This is a genomic window from Pseudomonas urmiensis (assembly GCF_014268815.2).
Lineage (GTDB): Bacteria > Pseudomonadota > Gammaproteobacteria > Pseudomonadales > Pseudomonadaceae > Aquipseudomonas > Aquipseudomonas urmiensis.
This window is the reverse complement of record NZ_JABWRE020000001.1, coordinates 2984739-3001968: the sequence shown is the minus strand read 5'-3', so window position 1 is coordinate 3001968 and position 17230 is coordinate 2984739. Positions and strand designations below refer to the sequence as shown.

The window sequence follows — 17230 nt, the reverse complement described above, 5'->3', positions numbered from 1 at the left end:
CTTCGCAGGCTTACCTGCCAAGGGCCGCGCTCGATCCGAACTAGAACAGCGTCGCCTGCGGCGTCTCCAGCACGATCAATTGCGCCCCCTCGTTGCGCACATTACCCACGGCCTTGCTCACCGCAAACCACTCGAACGCCTCTACCGGCAGGCATTGCTCACGGGCTAACTGCTGCGCACGTTCTGCGGGGAGTTCAGGGTCCAACCAAGCCCGGGCGTGTTCCGGCGCCAGTACCAGTGGCCGGCGATCATGGATATCCAGCATGCCCTGATCGCTGGCGGCTGTGATGATCACAAAGCCATCGCCTTCACTCGGCTCCAGCCCCAGCCGCACCTGGGCCAGCGCCGCCATGAACATCGGTGCCTGGCTTTTCAGGCGAATGAAATAGGGTTGCTTGCGCTTGGGGTCGTGCGGGTCGGTTACCCACTCGTACCAGCCATCGGCCATTACCAGCGCCCGACCCTGCGGCCACAGGGCCTGGAAAAACGTGCCGGTGGTGACTGTTTCGACCCGCGCATTGATCGGCGCCGGCCGTTTGCCAGTGGCCCAGAACGGCGCCCAGCCCCAGTGGCAGGGGTCGATGCGCAGGCCATCTTCGGCCGTGTGCAGGATCAGTACGCGGCTACCGGGGGCGACGTTGTAACGGCCCACTGGGCTATTGTCATAGCCACTGACCACGTCTTGCTCGGCGTCCAGCTCGCGCAGATAGTCGGCCAAGCCTTGGTACTGGACGAAGCGTCCGCACATTGCAGGTCTCCCACTTGTCGAAATTTCCTACGCCGAAATTGACCGAAGGCCCGGCGATCGATTAACTGTATATCCATACAGTTTATTTGCAAGGCTGGCTCATGACTTCCATTCTTGGCCCGATCGCTTCAGGCGGCAGCGCGCTGCCGCGCTATCTGTTTCGCGTGCCGGCGGGGTTTCCCTCGCCCGCTGCGGACCACATGGAGCAACCGATCTCATTGGATGAGCTGTTCAACCTGCGCGCACCGCACATGTATCTGGTCAGGATAGACGGCGACAGCATGCAAGGCGCTGGGATCTTCGACGGCGACCTGGTGCTGGTCGATCGCTCGATCGAGGCCCACCACGGCCACATAGTCATCGCTGCCGTCAATGGCGAGCCGCTGTGCAAGCGCTTGCACAAGGTTGCTCGGCAGGTGTCGCTGCATTCGGAGAATCCCCGTTTCGCGCCGCGTTACATCCTTGAGGGCGACGAGTTGACGATCTGGGGCGTGGTGACCTTCAGTGTGCGTAGCCATGACCCAAAAGCCTGAAGCGGTGTTCGCCCTGATCGACTGCAACAGCTTCTACGCCAGTTGCGAGCGGGTGTTCCGCCCAGACCTGCGGCGCACCCCGATTGTGGTGCTGAGCAACAACGACGGTTGTGTCATCGCCCGCAGCGCCGAGGCCAAGCAGTGGGTGAAGATGGGCCAGCCGTATTTTCAGGTCAAGGACGTGCTGCGCCGCCATGGGGTGGTGGCGTTCTCCTCCAATTACGCACTGTACGGCGACATGAGCCAGCGGGTGATGACCGTGATCGAAGGCATGGTCCCGGCGCTGGAGGTGTACTCCATCGATGAAGCGTTCGCCGACCTCAGCGGCGTGCCTGGTGACCTCAAGCGCCTGGGCCGCGACATCCGCGAGCGGGTGCTGCAATACACCGGTATTCCGGTCGGCGTGGGTATCGCTGGTACCAAGACCTTGGCCAAGTTGGCCAACCATGCGGCCAAGCGCTGGCAGGAGCAAAGCGGCGGGGTGGTGGATTTGCGTGACCCGGGCCACCGTGACTGGGTACTGAAAAGGTGTGACGCCGCAGATGTCTGGGGCATCGGCCCGCGCATGGCCGCTCATCTGCGCGGCCTGGATATCCGCAGCGCCTGGGATCTGGCCCAGGCCGACCCGCGCAGCCTGGGCCAGCAATTTAGCGTGGTCATTGAAAAGACCGTCCGCGAGCTTGCCGGTACGCCATGCCTGGCGCTGGAGGAGGTGGAGCCGCCACGCCAGGAAATCTGCTGCAGCCGCATGTTCGGCAAACGCCTGACTGAACGTGCGCCAATCAGGCAGGCGGTGGCCAGTTATGTCATGCGTGCCAGCGAAAAACTGCGTGCGCAACAGTCCCTGGCGCGCAAGCTGCGGGTGAGCATTCGCACGGGCATGTTCAACCCCGACGAAGCCAAGTATGCCAATGGCGTGGTGGTGCAGTTGCCTTACCCCACCGATGACGTGCGCCTGCTCACCGGCATGGCCATCGAGGCGCTGGACAGGGTGTTTCGCGAGGGCTTCAAGTACAGCAAGGCCGAGGTGTTGCTGCTGGAGTTGTGCCAGCGCGGGGAGTACACCGATGACCTGTTCGCCGCCTCGCAACCGCTCAAGAGCGGGCGGCTGATGAGCGTGCTCGATGGGGTGAATGGGCGCTGGGGCAGTGGGACCTTGCGGCCCGCTGCAGTGCCGGCGCTGCCCGACTGGGGGATGCGCCGGGAGTTGATGAGCAACAGCTTCACCACGCAGGTTTCTGGGCTTTGGCAGGTGAGATGATGGACGTCTGAGTTAGCGCATAGAGCTTTGCTGGGTTGGTGCCGGCCTCTCGCCCATTACAGGTGCAGGGGCGATCTTTAGCAACACGCCAAGCCTGTGGGAGCGGGCTTGCCCGCGAAGAGGCAGGCACGAACTTACCGACTTCAAATCGCCCGCTGATTCACCCGCGCCGACAACTGCTCGGCACTTTCCTTGCGCTCCGAGTAGCGGTCCACCAACTCCGGCGCATGATCGCGCAGCAAGCGGGTGAACTTGACCAGCTCCTCCATCACATCCACCACCCGGTCGTAGTACGGCGAGGGCTTCATCCGGTCGTGCTCGTCGAATTCCAGGTAAGCCTTGGGCACCGAGGACTGGTTGGGGATGGTGAACATGCGCATCCAGCGGCCGAGCACGCGCAATTGGTTGACTACGTTGAACGACTGCGAGCCGCCGCACACCTGCATCACCGCCAGGGTCTTGCCCTGGGTCGGGCGAACGGCGCCAAGGCTGAGCGGGATCCAGTCGATCTGCGCCTTGAACACCGCCGACAGCGCGCCGTGACGCTCGGGCGAGCACCAGACCTGCCCTTCGGACCACAGCACCAGATCGCGCAGCGCTTGCACCTTGGGGTGGTCGAGCGGAGCGTCGTCGGGCAACGGCAGGCCGCTAGGGTCGAAGATGCGCGTTTCGGCACCGAAGTGCTCCAGCAGACGCGCAGCTTCCTCGGTCAGCAGGCGACTGAACGAGCGTTCGCGGGTCGAGCCGTACAGCAGCAGGATGCGCGGCTTGTGGCTGCTCGATTGGCTCAACTGCGGCGGGGTATCGAATAGGCTCAGGTCGAGATTGGGCAAGTCAGGGTTCATCGGGCCTCCAGATCAAAGTGTGCCAATGCGTTGCAGTTCAGCCTTGAGCGCAGCAGGGTCGAGCTGGGCGAAAGGCAGGGCGAGGAAGGCGCGGCAGCGCGTCTCGATGCGCGCCAGGGTGGCGCGGAAGGCGGCGTCGATGGTCGCCTCGTCGCCTTGCACCTCGGAAGGATCTTGCAGCCCCCAATGCGCTTTGAGGGCAGGGCCGAAGTACACCGGGCAGGTTTCATCGGCGGCCTTGTCGCAGACGGTGATGACGATATCCGGTGGATTGTCGGCAAACGCCTCGTTGCCTTTGCTGGCCAGGCCGGCAGTGGCGATACCGGCCTGCTCCAGGGTGAACAGGCTACGTGGCAGCACCTCGCCCTTGGGAAAACTGCCGGCGCTCACGGCGCTAAAACCCTGTGGCGCCAGGTGATTGAACAGGGCTTCGGAAAGAATGCTGCGGCAGCTGTTGGCCGTGCACATGAACAAGATACGCATGCGGGACTCCAGTGATCAGACGCTCAGGCGCAAGGCCAGGGCCGAAAGGGTGATAAGCAGGACGGGCAGGGTCAGCAACAGGCCGACCTTGAAGTAGTAACCCCAGGTGATACGCACGCCTTTACGGGCCAGCACGTGTAGCCAGAGCAGGGTGGCCAGGCTGCCGATGGGGGTGATCTTCGGTCCCAGGTCGCAGCCGATGACGTTGGCGTAGATCATCGCCTCGCGCACCACCCCGTGGGCGTCGCTGGCATGAATCGACAGGGCGCCGATCAGCACGCTGGGCAGGTTGTTCATCACCGACGAGAGCACCGCCGAAATCAGCCCGGTGCCCAGGGTCGCGGCCCACAGGCCATGTCCGGCCAGAGCATCGAGGACGCGGGCCAGGGCGTCGGTCAGCCCGGCATTCCTCAGGCCATAGACCACCAGGTACATGCCCAGTGAGAACACCACGATCTGCCAGGGTGCTTCGCGCAGTACCCGGCGAGTGGAGATCACATGGCCGCGGGCGGCGACGGCGAACAGCACTGCCGCGCAGACCCCGGCCACGACGCTGACCGGGATGCCCAGCGGCTCAAGGATGAACAGACCCGCGAGCAGGCCGACCAGTACCACCCAGCCCACCCGGAAGGTCGCTCGGTCGCGGATGGCCAGGGCAGGGTCTTTCAATTCGTCCAGTGCGTAGTGCGCCGGAATGTCGCGGCGAAAGTACCAGAGCAGTACCAGCAAGGTTGCCGCCACCGCCGCCAGGTTCACCGGCAGCATCACTGCCGCGTACTGGTTGAAACCGATGTTGAAGTAATCCGCCGAGACGATGTTGACCAGGTTCGACACCACCAGCGGCAAGCTGGCAGTGTCGGCGATAAAGCCTGCGGCCATGACGAAGGCCAGGGTCGCAGCAGGCGAGAAGCGCAGGGCGATCAGCATCGACATCACGATTGGCGTGAGGATCAACGCCGCGCCATCGTTGGCGAACAGTGCCGAGACCGCCGCGCCGAGCAGCACGATGAAGGCGAACAAGCGCCGGCCATCTCCGCGAGCCCAGCGGGCCACATGCAGCGCCGCCCATTCGAAGAAGCCAGCCTCATCCAGCAGCAGGCTGACGATGATGATGGCGATAAAGGTAGCGGTGGCGTTCCAGATGATCGCCCACACGGCGGGGATGTCGTGCAGCGACACTGCCCCCATAAGCAAGGCGAGCAGGGCGCCGATGCTGGCGCTCCAGCCAACGCCCAGGCCTTTGGGCTGCCAGATGACCAGGATCAGGGTGAACACGAAGACGGCGGCGGCTATCAGCATGGCATTAGGCTCGGCGTGGCATTAGCAGCAGGTGGCGCGCGCGGGGCGGCCAGCCATGGTCTGCAGGCGGGCGCTGTCGGCTTCGAGCCAGGCGCTGTTGGCGTGCAAGGTGGTGCTCAGCACGGTATGGACCCAGGCCGGCAGCGCAGGGTTGAGGCGGTAGTACACCCATTGCCCTTGGCGACGGTCGAGCAGGATACCGGCACTGCGCAGCTGCGCCAGGTGGCGGCTGATCTTGGGCTGGCTGTCGTTCAGCGCGCACATCAGCTCGCAGACGCACAGCTCGCCTTGCTCGACAATCAGCAGGGTGGCGCGAGTGCGCGTCTCGTCGGCGAGGGACTTGAAGAGCTCGGGAGGCGTGAGGCTAGTCATAGGTATATATGTAAATTCGAATATACGGATTTGCATATATTAGTCAGGCCTTGCTGCTATCAGCAAGGGTCTTGTGCTGGCTACGTCGCGCGAGGAAGGCAAGCAAAGTTCCCCGCGCAATCTGTAAATTTCGTAAATAAGATTTAAACCTATTTGAGAATCATTATATTCACCGTCCCATTGGCCCCCAAGCTTGCTTGTGAGGCCGGTGGGCGTGAGTCTTCCGGTTTCCTGGTGCTGGGCGTGGCCTTCGTCCATGAATCAGGAGATGTGTCGATGCAATCCAGAACCTCACCCAACGGCCTGGCCCTAGCCTTCGTAGCGCTGGCCTCGCCGGTCATGCTTGCGACTGCGGCCAACGCCCAGGAGCAGCAGTCTGCCGAGGTGCTGGAAGTGCCAGTAGACAGCAATGCGCTGGTGATCCAGGACACTCTGGTAACCGCCGAGCGTGAGGCCCGCCAGGCCCTGGGGTCGTCGATCATCACTGAAGAAGACATCAAGCGTCGCCCGCCCGCCAATGACCTGTCCGACATCATTCGCCGCGAGCCAGGGGTCAACCTGACCGGCAACAGCGCCAGCGGTGCGCGCGGTAACAACCGCCAGATCGACCTGCGCGGCATGGGCCCGGAAAACACCCTGATCCTGATCGACGGCAAGCCCTCCAACGCCCGCAACGCAGTGCGCTACGGGTGGAACGGCGATCGTGACACCCGCGGTGAAACCAACTGGGTACCGGCCGAGGCGGTCGAGCGCATCGAGATCCTGCGGGGGCCGGCAGCGGCGCGTTATGGTTCGGGGGCCATGGGCGGGGTGGTCAACATCATCACCAAGCGTCCCACCGACGAGCTCAAGGGCAGCGTCAACTTCTACACCCAGATGCCTGAAGACAGCGCCGAGGGCGTCAGCCGCCGGACCAACTTCAACCTCAGTGGCGGACTGACCGATAACCTCGGCTTCCGGGTCTACGGCGGCTTGGCCAAGACCGACGCCGATGACCTGGACATCAACGCCGATCATGCTGGCAGTTCGACGGTTGCCGGCCGCGAAGGCGTGCGCAACAAGGACATCAATGGCCTGCTGAGCTGGAAGCTCAACGATGAGCACCGCGTGGAAATGAGCGCCGGCTACAGCCGCCAGGGCAACATCTACGCTGGCGACACCATGAACAGCAACGGTGGTGGCAACCCTGAACTGATCGCCGACTTGTATGGTCATGAGACCAACGTGATGCAGCGCAATACCTACGACCTGACCCACCTGGGCGACTTCAGTTGGGGTACCAGCAAGACCGTGCTGGCCTACGAGTACGTCCGTAACTGGCGCCTGAACGAAGGCCTGGCCGGCGGCCCGGAAGGTGCGATCAATGACAGCGGCGCGGCCATGTCGCGACTGCGCAACACCCGCCTGAGCAGCGAAGTGAACCTGCCGTTTGCCATGGGTAGCACCGAGCACGTGCTGACCCTGGGCGGCGAATACCTCTACGAAACCCTCAATGACCAGGGCTCGTTCCGGCCGCAGAGCTTCGATCCGAGCGGTAACGGCAACAACGTCATCAATGGCTTTGACCGTAGCGACTCGAAGATGTCGGCCAAGAGCTATGCGCTGTTTGTCGAGGACAACATCATCGTCGGCGACTCCACCGTCACCCCGGGCCTGCGTCTGGATCACCACGAGGAGTTCGGTGACAACCTGAGCCCAAGCCTGAACCTGTCGCACAAGTTGACCGATCACCTGACCGTCAAAGGCGGCATCGCCCGGGCCTACAAGACGCCGAACCTGTACCAGTACAACCCCAACTACCTGCTCTACAGCCGTGGTCAAGGGTGCAGCGTGCAGCAGACCAACTCCGGAGGTTGCTACCTGCAGGGTAACGCCGACCTCGAGCCGGAGATCAGCGTCAACAAGGAAATCGGCCTGCTCTACGACCGTGGCACCTGGCGTACCAGCGCGACCTACTTCCGCAACGATTACAAGAACAAGATCATCGGCGGCACCGATGTGCTCTACGCCATCAACAACGGCCGCCGCGTGACCCAGTTCGAAAACGCCGGTGAAGCGCGGGTCGAAGGCATCGAAGGCAACTTCTTCATGGAGTTGACCCCAAGTCTGGACTGGAACACCAACCTGACCTGGATGCTCGACAACGACAACCGCGAAACCGGTGAGCCGCTGTCGGTGATTCCTGAGTACACCGTCAACACCACCCTGGACTGGCGTGCAACCGACAAGCTGTCGTTCCAGGTCGCCGGCACCTATTTCGGCAAGCAGAAGTCGCCGACCTACAACTACCGCACCCAGCAGAGCTACGACCAGGACGCCCAGCAGGACGTCGAAGCCTACGGCCTGGTGGATATCAGCACCGGGTACAAGTTCAACCAGAACTATGACGTGCGGGTTGGGGTGAACAACGTCTTCGACAAGCAGATCCTGCGCGGCGGCAATGCCAGCAGTTCGGGGGCCAATACTTACAACCAGCCGGGGCGTGCGCTGTTTGCCTCGCTGAACATCTCGTTCTGATCATCGCTAACGGGGGCCGCCTTGCGGCCCAATCGCGGGGCAAGCCCGCTCTTATGCCAACCGCAATTATCGGGCTGGCGTGGGAGCGGGCTTGTCTCGCGATTGGGCTGCACGGCAGCCCCTCTCATGCTTAAGAGGAACCTCTGATGAGTGAATCCCCCGCCTGGTTGCGCATCCTCTCGCGCAGCGCCGCAGCCCTGCTTGGCGGCTATGCCTTCAGCTACGCCGCTACTGCCTGCCTGGCGCGGATCCTGCCGCTGTCGCCTGCCGACGCGGTATTGGTCGCCACACTCCCGGCCTTCATTTTCTACACCCTGGCAATCCTCTGGGCCTTCGCCAGCCGTGACGCGCTGCGTGCCTGGGTGCCATTGGCGCTGGCCGCGCCGTTGATGCTGATCGGCTTCTGGCCACAGGCACTAGGGTGGCTGGCATGAAAAACACCTTCACCCAATCGATGGCCTGGCTGCACACCTGGGCCGGGCTGATCTTCGGCTGGCTGTTGTTCGCCATCTTCGTCACCGGCACCCTGGCGGTGTTCGACAAGGAGCTCAACCACTGGATGCAGCCGGAAATCCCGGCCACCGAGGTGTCCCAGGCCGATGCCGCGACGCGCGCCATCGCCTACCTGCAGACTCATGAACCGAACGCCGGCAACTGGGGCATCAGCCTGCCTACCGAGCGTGCTCCGGGGCTGAGGGTGTCTACTGGCGATCGTCGACATGGCGTGGGCGTGCAGCTCGATCCGCAGACGGGCGAGCCGATTGCGGTACGCGACAGCGTCGGCGGCAACTTCTTCTTCCGCTTTCACTTCACCCTGGATTTGCCGCGCAACTGGGGCATCTTCGTCGTCGGTGCATTGGCCCTGGTGATGCTCGCCGGGTTGATCACCGGCATCGTCATCCACAAGAAGATCTTCAAGGAGTTCTTTACCTTCCGCCCGGACAAGGGCCAGCGCTCGTGGCTGGATTTTCACAATGCCAGCGCCGTGTTGTTGCTGCCGTTTCATTTGATGATCACCTACACCGGCCTGGTGATTTTCATGCTGATCTACATCCCGGCTGGCGTGGACGCGCTGTTCGAGGGTGATACCCGGGCGTACTTCCAAGCCCAGGGCAATGCGCGCATGGAACAACCACGCCGGCTGGCCAAGCAGCCGGGCGAACTGGTCGATGTCGCGCCGTTGCTGGCCCAGGCCCAAGCGCGCCTGGGGCCGATTGGTGGGCTGAACATTCGCAATCCCAATACTGCAGGTGCGCGCATCGAGATCCGTCCGGTGCTGGGTAATCGCATCGCCCTGACCAAGGGCAACGCAATGGTATTCGATGGTGTCAGCGGCAAGCTGCTCAGTGATGTCCCTGAGCTACGCCCGGCAGCGCTGACCCAGCGGGTGATGGCCGGCCTGCATTTCGCCCAGTTCGGCGGCTACCCGATGCGCTGGTTGTACTTCATCTGCGGGCTGGTTAGCTGCGCGATGATTGCCAGCGGATTGGTGCTGTTCTGCGTCAAACGCGGGCGCAAGTACGCCAATGCCAATGCCGATGCCTCGGCGCGCCGCTGGTATCGCGTGGCTGAAGTGTGCAACGTCGGCTTCATTGCCGGGCTGTTGCTGGCGTGCGTGGGCCTGTTGTGGGCTAGCCGCCTGTTGCCGGCGGAGCTGGCGCACCGTGAAGCGTGGGAAGTGCGCAGCTTCTTCGGCCTATGGTTGCTGGCGTTGTTGCATGCCGGCGTGCGTCCGGCCAAACGCGCCTGGATCGAGCAACTGGCGCTGAGCGCGCTGCTGTGCGCCGGACTGGGCGTGCTGGGTATGCTGGCAGGCGCAGCGGATAGCCTGCGCATCGGCGTCGAAGTGACGGGGCTGGTGCTCGGCCTCGGCCTGGCCCTGGCAGCCTGGCGAGTCGCTCATCCCAAGCCTGCGCCGGTCAGGGCCAGGCGCCAGGTGGAGGCTCAGGCATGACGATGATTATCGGCAGTGTGCTGTTCGCCTATGCCGGCATGCTCGGGCTGTGCCAGGGGTTGGAGCGACATTTCAAGCAGGTGTGGAACCGACCCTGCCCGCGCAGCCTGCGCCTGGCCCTGCGCGCAGCGGGCTGGTTGGGTTTGGCCATCAGCTTGCTGTTGTGTGCCCAGGCCTGGGGCTGGGCGATGGGGCCGGTGGCGTGGTTTGGGGTGATTTCGCTGGCGGCGATGGTGCTGGTGATACTGTTGCCCTATTGGCCCAAGCTGGCGGTGGGGCTGGTGGCGGCGGTGCCGGTGTGGGGTGGTTTGCAGATGTTGATATGAGCCAAGCTTTTTCAGCTCAGGCGGCCTCTGCGCGGGTAAACCCACTCCCCCAAGATCTCAGCGGTGATTCTTGTGGGAGCGGGCCGCAGCGGGCAGCGCCAGTGCCAGAGTCTTAACTGACGGTCACCTTGGCAAACGCCTCGCGGAACCTGAGCATATCCTGCTCATTCCCGACACTGACCCGCACCCAGTTCGGCCAACTCGGCCAGACCCTGCCAATCAATACCCCCTCCTTGGCCAGACCCTCGATCACCGGCTTGCCCGGCCCCCGCAGGTCGATCATGAAGCAGTTGGTTTGCGAAGCGGTGCAGCGCCAGCCGCGCTGGTTGAGCCAGGCGATGGTGGCATCGCGCAGGCGGGCATTTTCGGCCTTGCGCTCAGGCACCAGTTGGCGGTCGTGCAAACTGGCCAGCGCGCCGAGCAGGGTAGGCGCCGCAGCGACGTTCTCGCCATCATAGACTTCCAGGCGCTGCAACAAAGACGCCTGGCCGATGGCCAGCCCCAGGCGTGCACCGGCCATGCCGTAGAGCTTGGAGAACGTCCGCAGGACCAATAACTCGGGGTGCTCCTTGACCAGGTCGATGCAGCTTTGGGCATCGCTGAAGTGAATGTACGCCTCATCGACCAGCACCACGCTGCCCTTGGCCTTGTTTGCCAGCAAGCGCTCGATGTCGCGACGCGGGGTGAGGGTTCCGGTGGGGTTGTTGGGGTTGCACAGGTAGATCAGCCCGGGCGCCTGGTCGGCGGCCAGCATGGCTTGGATGTCATGCGCATGATGCCGATCCAGGGCAACCCGATGCACCTCGGTGCCGCGGCTCAAGGCCGCTTCGACCGGGGCTTCGTAGGAGGGCTCGGGCACCACCAGGCTGCTGGCGCCAGTGAAGGCCATTACCGCATGTTGCAACGCCAGCTTCGAGCCACAGAACACTTGCACCTGATCCGCCTGCAGAGCGTTCTGCGCGGCGAATTGGTCGATCAGGCGGTACTGCGCGTCGTAGGGATAGCGGCCGCATTGCTCGATGCCCTCGCGCATCGCCTGGCGCGCGGCGCTGCTCGGGCCCCATGGGCTTTCGTTGAAGTTGATGCGCACCGGGCGGGTGGCGGCAGGGGTGCCTGGCGAACGTGGTGCGGCCCAACTCATTTGGCCGAGCAGCGGTAGGGCCATGCCCAGGCCCACCAACGAGCGACGCGTCATATCGGTCATGCTTCGTCTTCCCTGTTGTCATTGGTTAAATGAGGGACGAGAGCAGGGGTCGCTGATTAATAGTGGCACTTGGCTTTGCAGGCGCTAGCGCAGCACCCCTTGCTGCGCCAGCCACTGTTCGAAGCACTCGAAGGTGGCGATTGCCGCCTGCACTGTGCGCGTTTGATCCTCGGCGCCACTTGGCGCCTGCTCGAGCCGTTCGAGGAAGCTGCGCCAGCGCGCGCCCGTCAGTGGGCCGTAGACATCGAGAAAGCCTGCGCCGCTGTCTGCGCCAAGGGCCAGGCGTTCGGTCATCGCCCGCTTGAGTACCTGGCCGCCGAGGGTCGAGCCTTCAACCACATACATCACCCCCATGGCATTGGCTTGATCGCTGATTTGCGGTAGCGCTCGACACAGCGGCAGGGTGTCGATCTCGGCGCGGGTCATCGCCAGTGCCAGCAGGTCGGTGACCAGTGTTGGGGTCTTGACCCGCTCGCATTCTTGATAAGCGCCGAGCAGTGCTTCCAGTGGCGCATGAAAGCCGAAATAAGCCTGCATCAGGCGCCGATAGGCTGCTCGGTCGAAGTCAGCGGAAAAAAACGGCAGGCGGGCTTCCAAGCGCTTGTGGCAGGTGTGCGTACCCTCGCGCAGGGCGAGCAGCAGAGGGCTGGAGTAATGGCTGGCAGTGGCGGACATCTTGGGCTCTTGCGGTGAGGTGCCAGAGTTGGACTGGCGAACCTGGCGCGGCGTTCCTGCTACGCGACAGGGTTGGCGAAAAACAGGCATGCTAACGCATCTGCGCGTTTTCTTTCGAAGAGGATACCGGTGAAAGCCGTCCGCCTGACCCTGATATGCCATGGCCTGACCGAGGCCCAGAAGAGCGGGCGCTTGGCCCACCCTGAGGATGCCGTGCTGGCGTTAGCCGAACCGCTGGAGATGGCCGCTGCAGAGGTGCAGGTGCTGCGCGCGCCTGAACGCAGGGCAAGTGAAACGGCAGCTTGGCTGGCCGCCCAGGCCTCTATCGAACCTGCGCTGGCTGACTGCGATCTGGGCAGTTGGCAGGGCCTGGCGCTAAAGCAGTTGCAGCTTGAGCAGCCCGAGGCCCTCGCACAGTGGCTGCAAGATCCGTATAGCGCCCCGCATGGCGGCGAGTCGATCGCGCAGCTGGTGGAGCGGGTCGGCGCCTGGTTGGCCGGCTTCGATGGGCCAGGACAGTGGCTGGCGGTGACCCATCCAATGGTCATTCGCGCGGTGCTGGTGCAGCTGCTCGGTTGCCCGTTGGCGTCGTTCCAGCGCATCGATGTGATGCCGCTGTCACGCCTGGAGTTGAGCTTCACCGGGCAGTGGCGGCTGCGTCTGAACTGAACGGCAGTTGGCTCAGAACGCCAGCTTGTAGCCGATCATCAGCAGCATGGCCGCCAGGCACGGGCGCAATACGCTGTCGGAAATACGTCCGGTGAGGTGGCTGCCCAGGTAGATGCCAGGCAGCGAGCCGAGCAGCAGGTAGCCCAGCAGCGACCAGTCCATGTTGCCCATGCCGGCGTGGCCAAGGCCTGCGACCAGGGTCAGCGGCACGGCGTGGGCGATCTCGGTGCCGACCAGGCGGCGGGTGACCAGGAACGGATACAGCAGGAACAACGCCACGGTGCCCAGGGCACCGGCACCAATCGAGGTGAGGGTGACCATCACGCCCAGCACCACGCCGGTGAGCACGGTGAGGATGTTCAGGTTGCGGTCGCTGAGGTGGTAGTGGTCACCGGCGTGGCGGTTGGCAAAGGCTTGCAGGCGCGACTTGAACAGAATCGCCAGCGCAGTGAGGATCAACACGACCGCCAGGCCTTGCTTGATCACCGCGTTGAGCGCCGAGGTGTCGGCATGCAGGGTGCTGAGGAACCACAGGGTCAGGGCCGCCGCAGGTACGCTGCCCAGGCTCAGCCAGCCGGTGATCTTCCAGTCGATGTTCTTGTTGCGCCCATGCACCCAGACGCCACTGGCCTTGGTGATGGCGGCGTAGAGCAGGTCGGTACCCACGGCGGTAGCGGGGTTGACGCCAAACCAGAGCAGGATCGGGGTCATCAGCGAACCTCCGCCGACGCCGGTCATGCCAACGATGAAGCCCACAACCAGTCCCGCAATGGTGAAACCGAAAGAACCTACATCCATACGCTACTCGACTGCCCAACTTGCCCGTGATCGGATGGCTGCCAGCATATAGATTTTTTTATAGCCAAATAGACTTGTTCGTTATTAGGTTATAACTGTTGGCCCAGGCGATCAGCGATCGGTCATCACCACCATCACATGCGCATCGCCGCCATCCTCGCTCTCGGACAGGTAGATATGGCCTACCTGGCTGTCGAAATAAGCGGTCTGCTGCGGACCGATACTCACCGCCTCGCCGGTCTCGAATTCAATCCGCACGCGGCCGCTCAGCACCACTGCGAATTCCTGCCCGGGGTGGCGGATAAAATCGTCGAACTGGCCGCGTTCGCGGGCGATGATGCGCGCATAGGCCGGGGTCATGCGTCGTTCCGGAAATGCCCCGGCGATCGGGTAATAGTCGTAGGTGCCGGTGGAGTAGCCTGCGGCGTCTGGGATCGAGTCGACCACCACGGTCGCCGGCGACGGCGCATTGACCTGGCCGCTGGCGCGAAACAGCTGGGCGATATCGACATTCAACGCGCGCGCCGCGGCAGCCAGTTTCTCGTAGCTGACCGAGACCTGTGCCAGTTCCATCTTCGATAGCGTCGAGACCGGTACGCCGCTGAGTTCAGCCAGTTGCTTGAGGGTTAGCTGGCGGGATTTGCGCACTTGCCGCAAGCGTGCGCCGACTTCGCCGCGATCAAGCAGGGGTAGGGCGCGGGAGCGCTCTGGGGCAGGCGTTTGGTCGGCGGGCATTGGGGCTCTCATCGGCGGCGTTGGTCGAACATCTTACCTTGGACACTTGCAGGATCGTAAATTCTCATATATTAGAATTCTCATAAATGATAATTATCGTGACGAGAGCCTGCATGACCCAGATCTACGACACCCTGATCATCGGCGCCGGTATTGCCGGCGCCTCTGTTGGCTACCGCTTGGCTGGCCAGCGCAAAGTCCTGCTGCTCGAGCGAGAGGCGCAGCCTGGCTATCACTCCACCGGGCGCTCGGCGGCGATGTTCATGGAGGCCTACGGCACCCCGCAAATCCAGGCCCTGACCCGCGCCAGCCGGGCGTTCTATGAGGCGCCGCCGGAGGGCTTCTGCGAGCATCCGCTGCTCGAACCTCGCGGCTGCCTGTATGTCGCCAGCGTGGAACAGCGCGACCTGCTCGAGGCGACCTACGCACAGAACCTGGCCAATGGCACCCAGGTCAGCTTGCTTGATCGCGACGGCGCCCTGGCCCTGGTGCCGAGCCTGCGTAGCGAGATTCTCGCAGGCGCGGTACTTGAGCCCGGCGCGATGGACCTCGATGTACATACCTTGCACCAGGGCTTTCTGCGTGGTTTGCGCCAAGCGGGCGGTGAGCTGCGCTGCAACGCTGAGTTGGTCCAGGCGCACTTCCTGGATGATCTATGGCAGGTCGAGCTGGCCGATGGCAGTTGTATCAAGGCGCGGCAATTGGTCAACGCCGCTGGTGCTTGGGCCGATCAGGTTGCTGAGCAATGTGGCGTGGCCAAGGTCGGCTTGCAGCCTTGCCGGCGTACTGCCTTCACCTTCCCCGGGCCTGCGGCGCAAGACTTCGCCCGTTGGCCCGCGGTGATCGGCGTCGACGAAAGCTTCTACTTCAAGCCCGATGCCGGCCAGCTGCTCGGCTCTCCGGCCAACGCCGACCCGGTCCAGCCGCAGGACGCTGCGCCAGAAGAGCTGGACCTGGCGCTGGGCATCTACAACATCGAAGCCATCACCACCCTTGAGATTCGTCGCCCCAGCCACAGCTGGGCGGGGCTGCGTTCATTCGTGGCCGATGGCGATCTGGTGCTTGGCTTTGATCCAGGCATGCCGAGGTTTTTCTGGCTGGCGGCACAAGGTGGCTACGGCATCCAGTCGGCGGCGGGCGCCTCACGCCTGGCGGCCGACCTGCTGCTGGGCCAGCCGATCTGCACCAGCTTGACCACCCAGGGGGTAGTGCCTGAGCTGCTGTCCCCTGCACGTTTTCAGCAACCGTAACCAGGAGCTTGTCATGAGCAATGAAATCCAGCGTTTTCCGAGCAGTTTGCCGTTTCCCTTCTCCCGTGCAGTCAAGGCTGGAGGCTTTGTGTTCCTCTCGGGCCAAGTGCCGATGACCCCCGGCGGTGAGGTAGTGCGCGGCGATATCCAGGCCCAGACCCGCGCGGTGTGCGAGCGTATTGGCGAGAGCCTGGCCGCGACGGGTGCGCGCTTCGACCAAGTGGTGAAGGTGACCGTGTGGCTGTCGGACATGAGCCACTTCGCCGGCTTCAACGAGGTGTACAAGGCGTTCTTCGGCGCGGCCTTGCCGGTGCGTTCTACCGTGGCTTCGGCGTTGGCGCTGGGGGTGGATGTGGAGATTGAAGTGCAGGCGTTTGTCGGGCAGAGCTGAGTGGGGCTGGGCCTGCCAACCCGTGCAAAAACCAACAAGAACAATAACTAACAGCCAGAGGTTCACATGCAAGAGCAGCTGAAGATCGCCGGTGCCTTCATCGGTGTGATCGTGGGCGCGGGGTTCGCGTCCGGACGGGAACTGTTGTTGTTCTTCGTCGACTTCGGAGTCTGGGGCTTGGTCGGCGCGGCGGTCAGTGCTGCCTTGTTCACCTTCCTGGGCATGGCCCTGGCGGGGTTGGGCAACCGTCAACAGGCCACCTCGCACAAGGACGTGATCCAGGCCATCTGTGGCCGTCATCTGGGGCTGTTCGTCGATTGGCTGATCACCTTCTTCATGTTCGCCGTGACCGTGGTGATGCTCGCCGGTGGCGGGGCGTTGCTCGAACAGCAGTTCGGCATACCGGCCCTGGCCGGCAGCGTACTGGTGACGCTGGTGGTGGTGGCGATCGTGTGCCTGGATGTGCAGAAGGTGATTCTGGCCATCGGCGCTATCACGCCGCTGCTGATTCTGGTCGCCTCGGCGATTGCCTTGTACGCCGTGTTCACCCGCGAGCAGAGTTTTGCCGAGCTGGATGTGCTGGCCAGCCAGCAGCAGGCAGGCACTCGGCACTGGTTGCTGGGGGCGTTCTTGTATGTGTCCTACAACATCGTTGCCGGTGCGCCGATCCTGGCGATTCTCGGTGGCTCGGCCAAGGGCGAGAAGACGGCAATCTGGGGTGGGCTGATTGGCGGGGCGGCGCTGGGTTTGCTGATGCTGGTGATGAGCGCCGGGCTGTTGTCACGCTTGGACAGCGTGGCTGAGCTGCCGATGCCGATGTTGTCGATTGCCAACGAGGTGTCGCCAGTGCTGGGCGTGGTGATGTGCCTGATCATCTTCGGCATGATCGTCAACACGGCGGTGGGGACGATGTTTTCGTTCTTGTCGCGGCTGTTGCCGGCGGGGACTGCGCAATTTCGCTGGGGCTCGCTGGTGACGGGCGTGGCGGCGTTCGGCTGCAGCCTGGTGGGGTTCATCAGCCTGGTGGGCGAGGTGTATCCGTTCTTCGGCTACCTGGGCTTCGTGCTGATGGCGGCGGTGTTGCTGGCGTGGGTGCGGCGTGGGCGGGTGAGCAAGGCGCTGGCGGTCTAGACGCATCGCGGGGCAAGCCCGCTCCTACACGATCAGTAG

19 protein-coding genes are annotated in these 17230 nt (G+C 63.5%); 10 read left to right on the top strand and 9 right to left on the bottom strand.

Features of this window, described 5'->3' with window-relative positions; all coding sequences use genetic code 11:
- Positions 1 to 40: 40 nt before the first annotated feature.
- Entirely contained in the window at positions 41 to 748 is a 708-nt protein-coding gene (locus HU737_RS13565) for an SOS response-associated peptidase family protein (RefSeq protein WP_186555052.1), read from the bottom strand.
- Positions 749 to 849: 101 nt separating this feature from the next.
- Here HU737_RS13565 and HU737_RS13560 point away from each other — a divergent pair, with 101 nt between their 5' ends.
- Both HU737_RS13560 and HU737_RS13555 read left to right on the top strand, forming a co-directional pair.
- Positions 850 to 1281, top strand: a complete 432-nt coding sequence (locus HU737_RS13560) for a LexA family protein (protein ID WP_186555051.1) — start codon at positions 850 to 852, stop codon at positions 1279 to 1281.
- The gene (locus tag HU737_RS13555; RefSeq protein WP_189661818.1) at positions 1265 to 2542 is read left to right on the top strand and encodes a Y-family DNA polymerase; all 1278 of its coding nucleotides are present in this window, start codon (positions 1265 to 1267) and stop codon (positions 2540 to 2542) included. The genes HU737_RS13560 and HU737_RS13555 overlap by 17 nt, the downstream gene beginning before the upstream one ends.
- Before the next feature lie 143 nt (positions 2543 to 2685).
- Here the strand turns inward: HU737_RS13555 and arsH are convergent, their stop codons facing one another.
- From arsH to HU737_RS13535, 4 genes are read right to left on the bottom strand one after another with little or no spacing between them, the layout of a single operon-like run.
- On the bottom strand, positions 2686 to 3387 hold the full coding sequence (gene arsH / locus HU737_RS13550) for an arsenical resistance protein ArsH (RefSeq protein ID WP_186555050.1): 702 nt from the start codon (positions 3385 to 3387) through the stop codon (positions 2686 to 2688).
- 12 nt (positions 3388 to 3399) lie between these two features.
- Positions 3400 to 3870, bottom strand: a complete 471-nt coding sequence (locus HU737_RS13545; protein ID WP_186555049.1) for an arsenate reductase ArsC — start codon at positions 3868 to 3870, stop codon at positions 3400 to 3402.
- A 15-nt stretch (positions 3871 to 3885) separates the two neighbouring features.
- On the bottom strand, positions 3886 to 5169 hold the full coding sequence (locus HU737_RS13540; protein ID WP_186555048.1) for an arsenic transporter: 1284 nt from the start codon (positions 5167 to 5169) through the stop codon (positions 3886 to 3888).
- Between the two features lie 21 nt (positions 5170 to 5190).
- Entirely contained in the window at positions 5191 to 5541 is a 351-nt protein-coding gene (locus HU737_RS13535) for a metalloregulator ArsR/SmtB family transcription factor (RefSeq protein WP_186555047.1), read from the bottom strand.
- A gap of 276 nt (positions 5542 to 5817) precedes the next feature.
- Here HU737_RS13535 and HU737_RS13530 point away from each other — a divergent pair, with 276 nt between their 5' ends.
- The 4 genes from HU737_RS13530 (at position 5818) to HU737_RS13515 (ending at position 10338) form a co-directional block, all read left to right on the top strand.
- Positions 5818 to 8058 (top strand): TonB-dependent siderophore receptor, encoded by a 2241-nt coding sequence (locus HU737_RS13530; RefSeq protein WP_186555046.1) that lies wholly within the window; start codon positions 5818 to 5820, stop codon positions 8056 to 8058.
- Positions 8059 to 8204: 146 nt separating this feature from the next.
- Positions 8205 to 8492, top strand: a complete 288-nt coding sequence (locus HU737_RS13525; protein WP_186555045.1) for an iron transporter — start codon at positions 8205 to 8207, stop codon at positions 8490 to 8492.
- A complete protein-coding gene (locus tag HU737_RS13520) occupies positions 8489 to 10012 on the top strand; it encodes a PepSY-associated TM helix domain-containing protein (RefSeq protein ID WP_186555044.1) in 1524 nt (507 codons plus the stop codon). The genes HU737_RS13525 and HU737_RS13520 overlap by 4 nt, the downstream gene beginning before the upstream one ends.
- Positions 10009 to 10338 (top strand): DUF3325 domain-containing protein, encoded by a 330-nt coding sequence (locus tag HU737_RS13515; protein WP_186555043.1) that lies wholly within the window; start codon positions 10009 to 10011, stop codon positions 10336 to 10338. Before HU737_RS13520 ends, HU737_RS13515 begins: the two co-directional genes overlap by 4 nt.
- 112 nt (positions 10339 to 10450) lie before the next feature.
- Here the strand turns inward: HU737_RS13515 and ptaA are convergent, their stop codons facing one another.
- A complete protein-coding gene (gene ptaA / locus HU737_RS13510; protein WP_186555042.1) occupies positions 10451 to 11542 on the bottom strand; it encodes a pyoverdine biosynthesis transaminase PtaA in 1092 nt (363 codons plus the stop codon).
- A gap of 84 nt (positions 11543 to 11626) precedes the next feature.
- Complete coding sequence (locus HU737_RS13505) at positions 11627 to 12217, bottom strand: biliverdin-producing heme oxygenase (protein ID WP_186555041.1); 591 nt, start codon at positions 12215 to 12217, stop codon at positions 11627 to 11629.
- 129 nt (positions 12218 to 12346) lie between these two features.
- Between HU737_RS13505 and HU737_RS13500 the strand changes: the two genes are divergently transcribed.
- Entirely contained in the window at positions 12347 to 12886 is a 540-nt protein-coding gene (locus tag HU737_RS13500; RefSeq protein ID WP_186555040.1) for a histidine phosphatase family protein, read from the top strand.
- A gap of 12 nt (positions 12887 to 12898) precedes the next feature.
- Here the strand turns inward: HU737_RS13500 and HU737_RS13495 are convergent, their stop codons facing one another.
- Both HU737_RS13495 and HU737_RS13490 read right to left on the bottom strand, forming a co-directional pair.
- A complete protein-coding gene (locus tag HU737_RS13495) occupies positions 12899 to 13684 on the bottom strand; it encodes a sulfite exporter TauE/SafE family protein (protein WP_186555039.1) in 786 nt (261 codons plus the stop codon).
- A gap of 111 nt (positions 13685 to 13795) precedes the next feature.
- Entirely contained in the window at positions 13796 to 14419 is a 624-nt protein-coding gene (locus tag HU737_RS13490; RefSeq protein WP_186555038.1) for a helix-turn-helix domain-containing protein, read from the bottom strand.
- 113 nt (positions 14420 to 14532) lie between these two features.
- On the opposite strand from HU737_RS13490, the gene HU737_RS13485 reads away from it, so the two are divergent.
- The 3 genes from HU737_RS13485 (at position 14533) to HU737_RS13475 (ending at position 17191) form a co-directional block, all read left to right on the top strand.
- Positions 14533 to 15669, top strand: a complete 1137-nt coding sequence (locus tag HU737_RS13485; RefSeq protein WP_186555037.1) for an NAD(P)/FAD-dependent oxidoreductase — start codon at positions 14533 to 14535, stop codon at positions 15667 to 15669.
- Between the two features lie 13 nt (positions 15670 to 15682).
- Positions 15683 to 16060 carry a RidA family protein gene (locus tag HU737_RS13480; protein WP_186555036.1) on the top strand — a complete coding sequence of 126 codons (378 nt, stop codon included), beginning with the start codon at positions 15683 to 15685 and terminating at the stop codon, positions 16058 to 16060.
- A 66-nt stretch (positions 16061 to 16126) separates the two neighbouring features.
- Positions 16127 to 17191, top strand: a complete 1065-nt coding sequence (locus HU737_RS13475) for a YkvI family membrane protein (RefSeq protein ID WP_186555035.1) — start codon at positions 16127 to 16129, stop codon at positions 17189 to 17191.
- Positions 17192 to 17230 lie beyond the last annotated feature (39 nt).

What these genes read in the sequence shown, in the direction of transcription:
- HU737_RS13565 (WP_186555052.1), bottom strand. Translation starts at nt 748, where the DNA reads ATGTGCGGACGCTTCGTCCAGTACCAAGGCTTGGCCGACTATCTGCGC.
- HU737_RS13475 (WP_186555035.1), top strand. Translation starts at nt 16,127, where the DNA reads ATGCAAGAGCAGCTGAAGATCGCCGGTGCCTTCATCGGTGTGATCGTG.
- HU737_RS13535 (WP_186555047.1), bottom strand. Translation starts at nt 5,541, where the DNA reads ATGACTAGCCTCACGCCTCCCGAGCTCTTCAAGTCCCTCGCCGACGAG.
- HU737_RS13505 (WP_186555041.1), bottom strand. Translation starts at nt 12,217, where the DNA reads ATGTCCGCCACTGCCAGCCATTACTCCAGCCCTCTGCTGCTCGCCCTG.
- HU737_RS13490 (WP_186555038.1), bottom strand. Translation starts at nt 14,419, where the DNA reads ATGCCCGCCGACCAAACGCCTGCCCCAGAGCGCTCCCGCGCCCTACCC.
- HU737_RS13485 (WP_186555037.1), top strand. Translation starts at nt 14,533, where the DNA reads ATGACCCAGATCTACGACACCCTGATCATCGGCGCCGGTATTGCCGGC.
- ptaA (WP_186555042.1), bottom strand. Translation starts at nt 11,542, where the DNA reads ATGACCGATATGACGCGTCGCTCGTTGGTGGGCCTGGGCATGGCCCTA.
- HU737_RS13480 (WP_186555036.1), top strand. Translation starts at nt 15,683, where the DNA reads ATGAGCAATGAAATCCAGCGTTTTCCGAGCAGTTTGCCGTTTCCCTTC.
- arsH (WP_186555050.1), bottom strand. Translation starts at nt 3,387, where the DNA reads ATGAACCCTGACTTGCCCAATCTCGACCTGAGCCTATTCGATACCCCG.
- HU737_RS13530 (WP_186555046.1), top strand. Translation starts at nt 5,818, where the DNA reads ATGCAATCCAGAACCTCACCCAACGGCCTGGCCCTAGCCTTCGTAGCG.
- HU737_RS13545 (WP_186555049.1), bottom strand. Translation starts at nt 3,870, where the DNA reads ATGCGTATCTTGTTCATGTGCACGGCCAACAGCTGCCGCAGCATTCTT.
- HU737_RS13560 (WP_186555051.1), top strand. Translation starts at nt 850, where the DNA reads ATGACTTCCATTCTTGGCCCGATCGCTTCAGGCGGCAGCGCGCTGCCG.
- HU737_RS13515 (WP_186555043.1), top strand. Translation starts at nt 10,009, where the DNA reads ATGACGATGATTATCGGCAGTGTGCTGTTCGCCTATGCCGGCATGCTC.
- HU737_RS13540 (WP_186555048.1), bottom strand. Translation starts at nt 5,169, where the DNA reads ATGCTGATAGCCGCCGCCGTCTTCGTGTTCACCCTGATCCTGGTCATC.
- HU737_RS13520 (WP_186555044.1), top strand. Translation starts at nt 8,489, where the DNA reads ATGAAAAACACCTTCACCCAATCGATGGCCTGGCTGCACACCTGGGCC.
- HU737_RS13495 (WP_186555039.1), bottom strand. Translation starts at nt 13,684, where the DNA reads ATGGATGTAGGTTCTTTCGGTTTCACCATTGCGGGACTGGTTGTGGGC.
- HU737_RS13525 (WP_186555045.1), top strand. Translation starts at nt 8,205, where the DNA reads ATGAGTGAATCCCCCGCCTGGTTGCGCATCCTCTCGCGCAGCGCCGCA.
- HU737_RS13555 (WP_189661818.1), top strand. Translation starts at nt 1,265, where the DNA reads ATGACCCAAAAGCCTGAAGCGGTGTTCGCCCTGATCGACTGCAACAGC.